The organism is Mesorhizobium sp. P2_E6 (genome assembly GCF_056403835.1).
On sequence record NZ_JBFUEQ010000034.1, the window covers coordinates 1 to 2367 of the forward strand.

The 2367-nt window shown below is 69.0% G+C and carries 1 protein-coding gene; it reads right to left on the minus strand.

Annotated elements, in window-relative coordinates; genetic code table 11:
* On the minus strand, positions 1–2367 hold a 2367-nt coding region (locus AC1D08_RS33590; protein ID WP_477425336.1), incomplete at both ends, for a beta strand repeat-containing protein.

The following is a 2367-nucleotide window of genomic DNA, read 5'->3' on the forward strand; positions in this document are numbered from 1 at the left end:
AGTATCGCCAGTGGCGCCTGTCGAGCCGGTTGCTCCAGTCGAACCTGTGGCTCCGGTATCGCCAGTGGCGCCAGTCGAGCCAGTTGCTCCCGTCGAGCCGGTATCGCCAGTGGAGCCCGTATCGCCGGTCGCACCTGTGGCTCCGGTTGCCCCAGTCGAACCAGTGGCACCGGTAGAGCCCGTCGCTCCAGTATCGCCCGTCGCTCCGGTCGAACCCGTAGAGCCCGTCGCGCCAGTATCACCAGTTGCGCCGGTGGAACCCGTAGCACCTGTGGCTCCGGTTGCACCGGTCGAGCCAGTAGCTCCGGTATCGCCGGTCGCGCCTGTGGCGCCGGTTGCTCCAGTCGAACCCGTGGCACCGGTAGAGCCGGTTGCACCGGTCGAGCCAGTCGAGCCGGTGGCTCCGGTCGAGCCGGTGGCTCCGGTCGAGCCGGTATCGCCAGTTGCACCCGTCGAGCCAGTGGCGCCAGTCGAGCCAGTCGAACCCGTTGCACCAGTGTCGCCAGTCGCACCTGTCGAGCCAGTTGCGCCGGTCGAGCCGGTATCACCAGTCGAACCAGTCGAGCCAGTCGCACCAGTCGAGCCAGTTGCACCCGTCGAGCCAGTTGCGCCGGTCGAACCAGTCGAGCCGGTGGCTCCGGTCGAGCCGGTATCGCCAGTTGCACCCGTCGAGCCAGTGGCGCCAGTCGAGCCGGTGGCTCCGGTCGAGCCCGTCGCTCCAGTATCGCCCGTCGCTCCGGTCGAACCCGTAGAGCCCGTCGCGCCGGTATCACCAGTTGCGCCGGTGGAACCCGTAGCACCTGTGGCTCCGGTTGCTCCAGTCGAACCTGTGGCTCCCGTATCGCCAGTTGCCCCAGTCGAGCCGGTGGCGCCCGTATCGCCGGTCGCGCCTGTGGCTCCGGTTGAACCGGTCGAGCCAGTAGCTCCGGTATCGCCGGTTGCGCCGGTCGAACCTGTTGAGCCCGTCGCTCCGGTATCGCCGGTTGCACCCGTGGCGCCTGTATCCCCGGTTGCGCCAGTCGAACCCGTGGCGCCCGTATCACCAGTCGCACCTGTGGCTCCGGTTGCTCCAGTCGAACCTGTTGCACCGGTAGAGCCCGTCGCTCCAGTATCGCCGGTTGCGCCGGTTGAACCAGTGGCGCCAGTATCGCCGGTCGCGCCGGTGGTACCAGTCGAACCCGTTGCGCCGGTATCGCCGGTCGCACCTGTGGCTCCGGTTGCTCCAGTCGAACCTGTGGCTCCCGTATCGCCAGTGGCGCCTGTCGAACCCGTGGCGCCGGTATCGCCGGTCGCACCTGTGGCTCCGGTTGCTCCAGTCGAACCTGTGGCTCCCGTATCGCCAGTGGCGCCTGTCGAACCCGTGGCGCCGGTATCGCCGGTCGCACCTGTGGCTCCGGTCGAGCCGGTGGCGCCCGTATCGCCGGTCGAACCTGTGGCTCCGGTTGAACCGGTCGAGCCAGTAGCTCCGGTATCGCCAGTTGCGCCAGTCGAACCCGTGGCACCGGTATCGCCGGTTGCGCCGGTCGAACCTGTTGAGCCCGTCGCTCCGGTATCGCCGGTTGCGCCTGTGGCTCCGGTTGCACCCGTGGCGCCTGTATCCCCGGTTGCGCCAGTCGAACCCGTGGCGCCCGTATCACCAGTGGCGCCAGTCGAACCCGTGGCGCCCGTATCGCCGGTCGCACCTGTGGCTCCGGTTGCTCCCGTCGAACCCGTAGCTCCCGTATCGCCGGTTGCGCCGGTCGAACCCGTGGCGCCGGTATCGCCGGTCGCACCTGTGGCTCCGGTTGCTCCAGTCGAACCTGTAGCTCCCGTATCGCCAGTGGCGCCTGTCGAACCCGTGGCGCCGGTATCGCCGGTCGCACCTGTGGCTCCGGTTGCTCCAGTCGAACCCGTGGCGCCCGTATCACCAGTCGCACCTGTGGCTCCGGTTGCTCCAGTCGAACCTGTGGCTCCCGTATCGCCAGTTGCGCCTGTCGAACCCGTGGCACCGGTATCGCCGGTCGCGCCTGTGGCTCCGGTCGAACCTGTGGCTCCCGTGTCGCCGGTCGCGCCGGTCGACCCCGTGGCGCCAGTATCGCCGGTCGCACCTGTGGCTCCGGTTGCTCCAGTCGAACCAGTAGCTCCCGTATCCCCTGTGGCGCCGGTTGAACCCGTGGCGCCTGTATCGCCGGTCGCGCCTGTGGCTCCGGTTGCTCCAGTCGAACCTGTGGCTCCCGTATCGCCAGTTGCGCCTGTCGAACCCGTGGCACCGGTATCGCCGGTCGCGCCTGTGGCTCCGGTCGAACCTGTGGCTCCCGTGTCGCCGGTCGCGCCGGTCGACCCCGTGGCGCCAGTATCGCCGGTCGCACCTGTGGCTCCGGTTGCTCC